Origin of the sequence: uncultured Mycobacterium sp. (assembly GCF_964249325.1) — a bacterium.
Taxonomy (GTDB): domain Bacteria; phylum Actinomycetota; class Actinomycetes; order Mycobacteriales; family Mycobacteriaceae; genus Mycobacterium.
In genome coordinates, this window is sequence record NZ_CAXUCH010000230.1 from 1 (window position 1) to 6,743 (window position 6,743).

The following is a 6,743-nucleotide window of genomic DNA, read 5'->3' on the forward strand; positions in this document are numbered from 1 at the left end:
CTCCACGGTTGTCGAGCCGACTGGCGGCGGACCGTTTTCCGGCGGAGGCGGGGCCGGGGGGATGCCGTTGCTGGTCTGGATGGTGATAACCGAACCGGGGATGGTCTGCCCGCTCGGCGAGGTGCCGACCACTTCGCCGTACTTTGCACTGCTGTTGATGGGGGTGGGCTGGTCGGCGACCTGGAACCCGGCCTCTTTCAGACGCTGGCGTGCCTCTTCCACGTCCAGACCCGCGACACTGGGTACCCGTGAGCCGGGACCGCCGTCGACGTAGTGGGGATCGATCGGCGGCAGTTTCACGTCGCCGAATTTGGTCGCGATCGGCTTCATCGCGGTAAACCAGGTGCGGGCCGGCTCGTTACCACCGAACAGATCGCCGTTGCCGCAGCGTCGCAGCGGGAAGGAGCACAGGTCCGACGGTGAACTGGAATCGTCGTAGATGTAGTTGGCTGCCGCGTACTGGTTCGTGAAGCCAACGAAGCCCGACGACCGGTGGGCTTCGGTGGTGCCGGTCTTGCCGGACATCGGCAGGTTCCAGCCCGCCGCAGCGGCCGAACCCGCAGCGGTGCCCCCGCCCTGGCTGTCCTTGCTCAACGCGTTGGCCAGCGTGTTGGCCAGCCCTTCAGGCACCACCTGATCGCACGGCTCGGTGTTGACGGCCACCTCATTGCCGTCCCGGTCGATAACCTTGTCGATCGGGCTCGGGGGGCACCACTTGCCGCCCGACGCCAGCGTCGCCGCGACGTTCGACAACTCCAGCGCGTTCAGCTCGAACGGGCCGAGCGTGAACGAGCCGATGTTCTGCCGTTTGATGAAGTCGGCGAGGCTTTCATTGCTGTCGGGATCGTAGTCGCGGGCGGTGCCCGGGTCGGCGTAGGACCGCAGCCCGAGTCGGACCGCCATGTCGACCGCGCGCGGAACCCCGATCTGGGAGATGAGCTTGGCGAACGCGGTGTTCGGCGACGTGGCCAGCGCGTCGGTCACATTCATCGAGCCCCGGTAACTGCCGGCGTTGACCACGCACCAGGTTTCCTTCGGGCAGCCCTTGGCACCACCGCTTCCCAAGCCCTTGGCCTGGAAGCTGCCCGGCACCTCCAGTTGGGTGTTGATGCCCATGCCCATCTCCATCGCGGCGGCGGTGGTGAAGATCTTGAAGATCGACCCGGCCCCGTCGCCGACGAGCGAGAACGGCTGGGGCCGCATGGTTTCGCCGGCCTCGGTGTTCAGCCCGTATCGGCGGTTGCTGGCCATCGCCAGCACCTTGTGCGAGTCCTTCCCGGGCCGGATGACGCTCATCACGCTGGCAATACCGTTGAGATCCGGGCTCGCGATGCTGTCGATCGCCTGCTTGACCGAACTCTGCACCTCGGGGTCCAGCGTGGTGCGGATCAGATAGCCACCCCTGGCGACTTGCTCCTTGCTGATGCCGGCCCGCGCCAGATACGCCTGCACGTAGTCGCAGAAGAAGGCGCGATCCCCGGCCGCGATGCAGCCCCTGGGCAGCTCGTTGGGTTGCGGCAAAATCCCCAGCGGCTGCGCCTTGGCGGCGCGCAATGCGTCAGCCTCTTGCGGCAGGTTCTCGATCATGGTGTCCAACACCAGGTTTCGGCGAGCCAGCGCCCCTTCTGGGTTGGTGTACGGGTTGAGTGTGCTCGTGGACTGCACCAGCCCGGCCAGCAGCGCAGCCTGCTGCCAGTTCAGCTCGGAGGCATTGACGCCGAAATACGTCTGGGCGGCGTCTTGGACACCGAACGCTCCATTGCCAAACGAGACCAGGTTCAGATACCGGGTCAAGATCTCCGGCTTGGAAAACGTCTTGTCCAACGTCAGCGCCATCCGGATTTCGCGCAGCTTGCGCGCCGGCGTGGTCTCCACGGCCGCGCGTTTCTCGGCGTCGGTCTGGGCGAGCACCAACAACTGGTAGTTCTTGACGTACTGCTGCTCGATCGTCGAGCCACCACGGGTGTCGACGTCGCCGGACGCATAACCTGCCAGACCGGTCAGCGTGCCCTTCCAGTCGACACCGTTGTGTTCGGCAAACCGCTTGTCCTCAATCGAGACGATTGCCAGCTTCATCGTGTTGGCGATTTTGTCGCTGGGCACCTCGAACCGGCGCTGCGAGTACAGCCACGCGATGGTATTGCCCTTCGCGTCCACCATGGTGGTCACCGCGGGCACGTCGCCCTGGACAAGCTGGGCAGAACCGTTGGCGACGACCTCAGAAGCCCGGTTGGACATCAAACCGATGCCGCCGGCGATCGGGAACAGGAACGCCGCGACGACGACGGCGGCCAGCAGGCAGCATCCGGCCAGCTTGAGGACCGTGATGCCGGTCGAAGGGCGCTCCGACATGGGTACTACAGTAGCGACGGTTCCGGGTAAGCCCGCCGGCACCGGCTCTGCGCCCGGCTGCCGGCAGCCTTGCCGATATTGTCGTCCGGCGTCACTGGTCGGCTCAAGGTCGGCCTATCCACGAGCCTCTTTGCGCCTCCTTCATGATCGGACGGCACGGCCGTCCCAAAAAAGGTGATATTGGACTGTTGCGCAAACGACACCTGACCACCTAACTTAGACACACGGTGAGATACAGGTAACACCGACGTCCATAGTGTGGCGTAGATCGCATTCTGGCCGCACCAGGTGGTGGCGGTCGTCAAAACGCGACGGCCGGAGGGAAGGGAGCGCTGGTGTCAGCTACACGGTCCGCTGCGCGCAAGACGAGCACAGCACCCGCACATAACACTGTCCGCAACACTGAGGCCGAGTCCCGCATCGCCTGGGTATCCAAGGCTTTATGTCGCGCGGCCGACCCCGACGAACTGTTTGTCCGTGGTGCAGCCCAGCGCAAGGCGGCGGTGATCTGCCGCCACTGCCCGGTGATGCTGGAGTGCGGGGCCGATGCCCTGGACAACCGCGTCGAGTTCGGGGTCTGGGGCGGGATGACCGAACGCCAGCGTCGTGCCCTTTTGAAGCAACACCCCGAGGTGGTGTCGTGGGCAGAGTTCTTCGCTGCCCAGCGCAAGCACCGCAACGCTGGCTAAGTTTGTTCTCGCAGCCGCGCTAGCCGGCGGTAGCCCGGTCCGCATCGACCGACGTCATCTGGTCGGCGAGTGCGCGCAGCGCCTCGAGGTCCGAGACCTCGAACGGCAGCGACGGCACGCCGATGATCGGCACGTGCGGATGGGCTCCGGTGAATCGGGACAACAACCGGATCTCCCTTTTGGCGATCACCGCGCGCTCAGCGTGGATTCGCAGCACTGCGGTGGCCAACGCAGTGGAGTCATCGGGTTCGGCTGCCTCCAACGTTTCTGTGCCATCGACGGCGCGCTCGGCCGGTAGTGCGCTCAACATCGGATGGGTGCGGTTCAAGATGAGCCCGGCCAGCGGCATCTGTTCCCGCGACAGCCGGTCGACGAAGAATGCCGCTTCACGCAGTGCGTCCGGTTCGGCCGCCGACACCACCACGAACTGGGTGCCCCGTCGTTTCAGCAGCGCATAGGTGCGGTCCGCCTTCTCCCGAAAGCCACCGAACGTTGCATCCAAGGATTGAACGAAAGCTGCTGCGTCCGAAAGCATTTGGGAACCAAGGATGGTGGACATGGCCTTCATGGCGAGGCCGACCACCCCGGTGACCAGTCTCCCGATCCCCCGTCCCGGTGCGAGCAGCAGCCGCCACAGTCGGCTATCCATGAAGCTGCCCAACCGTTTTGGCGCGTCGAGGAAGTCCAGCGCATTGCGCGACGGGGGAGTGTCGACCACCACCAGGTCCCAACGATCCTGGCTCAACAGCTGACCGAGCTTCTCCATCGCCATGTACTCCTGGGTTCCTGCGAGCGACGTGGCGACGGTCTGATAGAACTGGTTGTCCAGAATCGTTTGTGCGCGTTCAGGTCCGGAATACTGGACTACCATCTCGTCGAAGGTGCGGCGCATGTCGAGCATCATCGCGTACAGCTCGCCCGGCACTTCTGGAGCCAGCGGAACACGTTGCGGCGAATTGCCAAGATCGTGGATCCCCAGCGCTTGTGCCAATCGCTTGGCGGGATCGATGGTCAGCACCACCACGGTGCGGCCGTACTCAGCCGCCCGCAGCGCCATCGAGGCGGCGGTGGTGGTCTTGCCGACACCGCCGGCCCCACAGCAGACAACGACCCGATTGGTGGTGTCGGCCAGGATGGCGCCGATATCCAAGGTGGGCGGCTTAACGCTCATCGAACCCCCTGTCTGGCAAGGCTTTCCGAGAGTTCGTACAGACTGCCGAGATCAACGCCGTCGGCGATGGTGGGCAACTCCAACCGCGGCACGTTGAGTTCGTCGAGCTGTTCTGCGCTCTCGGCGCGCGCTGTGATGCGGATGGCGTGCTGGATGGTCTCGGTGAGCAAGCCGGCGAAGTCGACGTCCTTCAGCTGGATTCCCGCCCTGGCCAAACCGGCCCGCACTGCGTCGGCGTCGATAACACCCTCGGCGGCCTTGGCCAAGTCATCCGGCTCGAGGTAGGCCGGGATGTTGCGGTTGACGATCACGCTGCCGATGGGCAAGTTCAGCTGGCTCAGCTCGTCGATCGCTTCCAACGTTTCCTGGATCGGCAGCGCTTCGAGCAATGTGACCAGATGGATGACCGTCTGATCGGAGTGCAGCAGCCTCACCACACCCTCACTTTGCGAATACACCGGGCCGCCCTTGGCGAGATCGGCGACGGCCTTGGTGACGTCGAGGAATCGCGCGATGCGCCCGGTGGGCGGCGAGTCGACGACCACCGCGTCATAGACCGGTTGGCGATTTTTGTCGACCCGAACCGCCGACTCTTTGATCTTTCCGGTGAGCAGCACGTCGCGCAGACCGGGCGCGATCGTCGTGGCGAACTCGATAGCCCCGATGCGCCGCATCGCCCGGCCGGCGATGCCGAGGTTGTAGAACATGTCGAGGTATTCCAGGAACGCGGCCTCGATGTCGATCGCGAGCGCGTTGACTTGGCCGCCGTGTTCGGCGGTCGCGATCTTGACCTCCTGATAGGGCAGCGGCGGAACGTCGAACAGTTGCGCAATCCCTTGGCGCCCTTCGACTTCCACCAGAAGCACCTTGCGTCCGCCGGAAGCCAGCGTCAACGCCAGCGCCGCGGCAATCGTCGACTTGCCCGTACCGCCCTTACCGGTCACGAAGTGCAAGCGCGCCTTCTCCAGCCGCGATGGCCAGCCGAGTGAACGCCCGCCGGTTGGTGTGCTCGCCACCACCGCATGCTAGCCCGAAGCCGCCGCAACCCGACCGATAAGCTCGATCTATGACGCGACCGACCGCATGGGAGTACGTCACCGTTCCACTGTTGACACACGCCACCAAGCAAATCCTCGACCAGTGGGGCGCCGACGGATGGGAGCTGGTTTCCGTGCTGCCCGGGCCTACCGGCGAGCAGCATGTCGCCTATCTGAAGCGCCCAAAGTGACCGCTTCCGCCCGGCTCGAAGAGCTCGGCATCACGCTGCCGGAAGTAGCACGGCCGCTGGCTTCATACGTCCCGGCGGTGCGCACCGGCAACCTCGTCTTCACGGCAGGTCAGCTGCCGATGCGGGCCGGGAAACTGGCGGGGGCCGGCAAGGTCGGCACCCAGGTCACCCCCGAGCAAGCCAACGCCCTGGCACGGTTGTGTGTGCTCAACGCGCTGGCGGCAATAGATTCTCTGGTCGGCATCGACGCGGTGACCCGAGTGGTCAAGCTGGTCGGCTTCGTCGCATCGGCACCCGGATTCCATGGCCAACCCGGCGTGGTCAACGGGGCTTCGGAGCTGCTATGCGAAGTGTTCGGCGATAACGGGGCGCATGCGCGTTCGGCGGTCGGCGTATCGGAGCTGCCGCTGGACGCGCCGGTCGAAATCGAGTTGGTTGTCGAGGTCGGGTGACGGCGGTGGCCGGCGAGGCGCTGACCCATCCCGCGTACGGCCGGCTGCGACCGGTCACCGAGACGGCGTCGGTGCTGCTGGCCGACAATCCCGGGTTGCTCACGCTGGAGGGCACCAATACCTGGGTGCTGCGCGGTCCGGGCAGCGACGAGTTGGTGGTCGTCGATCCCGGTCCCGACGACGATGAGCACATCGCCCGGGTCGCCGCGCTGGGCCGCATCGCACTGGTGCTGATCAGCCATCGGCACGGCGATCACACCGACGGCATCGACAAGCTGGTCGATGCGACCGGCGCGCCGGTGCGGTCCGTGGGCAGCGGGTTTTTGCGCGGCCTCGGCGGCCATTTGACCGATGGCGACGTGATCGATGCCGCCGGGCTGACGATCACCGTGCTGGGCACACCGGGCCATACCGCCGATTCGCTGTCGTTCGTGCTCGCCGACGCCGTACTGACCGGTGACACCGTGCTGGGCCGCGGCACCACCGTCATCGACACCGAAGACGGCGACCTGGGTGACTATCTCGAGTCTTTGCGTCGGCTGCGCACCCTGGGGCGGCGGACCGTGCTGCCCGGCCACGGGCCGGAACTGCCTGACTTGGCCTCGGTCGCGTCGGAATACCTGGCGCACCGTGACCAGCGACTGGATCAGGTCCGCTCGGCGCTTGCCGATCTCGGCGACGACGCCACCGCGCGCCAGATCGTCGAACACGTCTACACCGACGTCAGCGAGGATCTCTGGGACGCCGCCGAGTGGTCCGTGCAGGCGCAGCTGAATTACCTGCGGCGCTGAAGGTCACGAGACTTAAACCATTGCGAGCCAATACGGCTCAGACTCAAGTGATCGCTGCAA

The 6,743-nt window shown here is 65.4% G+C and carries 7 protein-coding genes; 4 read left to right on the plus strand and 3 right to left on the minus strand.

All coding sequences use genetic code 11. The annotated features are described in order from the left end of the window. A partial coding sequence (gene ponA2, locus ACFE99_RS20880; protein WP_375488313.1) for a transglycosylase/D,D-transpeptidase PonA2 occupies nt 1-2,352 on the minus strand: 2,352 nt, incomplete at its 3' end. A 335-nt stretch (nt 2,353-2,687) separates the two neighbouring features. Between ponA2 and ACFE99_RS20885 the strand changes: the two genes are divergently transcribed. Then, a complete protein-coding gene (locus ACFE99_RS20885; protein ID WP_375488314.1) occupies nt 2,688-3,041 on the plus strand; it encodes a WhiB family transcriptional regulator in 354 nt (117 codons plus the stop codon). 19 nt (nt 3,042-3,060) lie between these two features. Here ACFE99_RS20885 and ACFE99_RS20890 read toward each other — a convergent pair whose 3' ends face one another. Further along, complete coding sequence (locus tag ACFE99_RS20890) at nt 3,061-4,212, minus strand: ArsA family ATPase (RefSeq protein ID WP_375488315.1); 1,152 nt, start codon at nt 4,210-4,212, stop codon at nt 3,061-3,063. Continuing rightward, complete coding sequence (locus tag ACFE99_RS20895; RefSeq protein ID WP_375488316.1) at nt 4,209-5,231, minus strand: ArsA-related P-loop ATPase; 1,023 nt, start codon at nt 5,229-5,231, stop codon at nt 4,209-4,211. Before ACFE99_RS20895 ends, ACFE99_RS20890 begins: the two co-directional genes overlap by 4 nt. A 47-nt stretch (nt 5,232-5,278) precedes the next feature. Between ACFE99_RS20895 and ACFE99_RS20900 the strand changes: the two genes are divergently transcribed. Genes ACFE99_RS20900 through ACFE99_RS20910 form a run of 3 tightly spaced genes read left to right on the plus strand, consistent with a single transcriptional unit; the run spans nt 5,279 to nt 6,683 of the window. Continuing rightward, nucleotides 5,279-5,440 (plus strand): hypothetical protein, encoded by a 162-nt coding sequence (locus ACFE99_RS20900; protein ID WP_375488317.1) that lies wholly within the window; start codon nt 5,279-5,281, stop codon nt 5,438-5,440. Further along, complete coding sequence (locus tag ACFE99_RS20905; protein WP_375488318.1) at nt 5,437-5,892, plus strand: RidA family protein; 456 nt, start codon at nt 5,437-5,439, stop codon at nt 5,890-5,892. Before ACFE99_RS20900 ends, ACFE99_RS20905 begins: the two co-directional genes overlap by 4 nt. Continuing rightward, a complete protein-coding gene (locus ACFE99_RS20910; RefSeq protein ID WP_375488319.1) occupies nt 5,889-6,683 on the plus strand; it encodes an MBL fold metallo-hydrolase in 795 nt (264 codons plus the stop codon). The genes ACFE99_RS20905 and ACFE99_RS20910 overlap by 4 nt, the downstream gene beginning before the upstream one ends. The last annotated feature ends 60 nt before the right edge of the window (nt 6,684-6,743 follow it).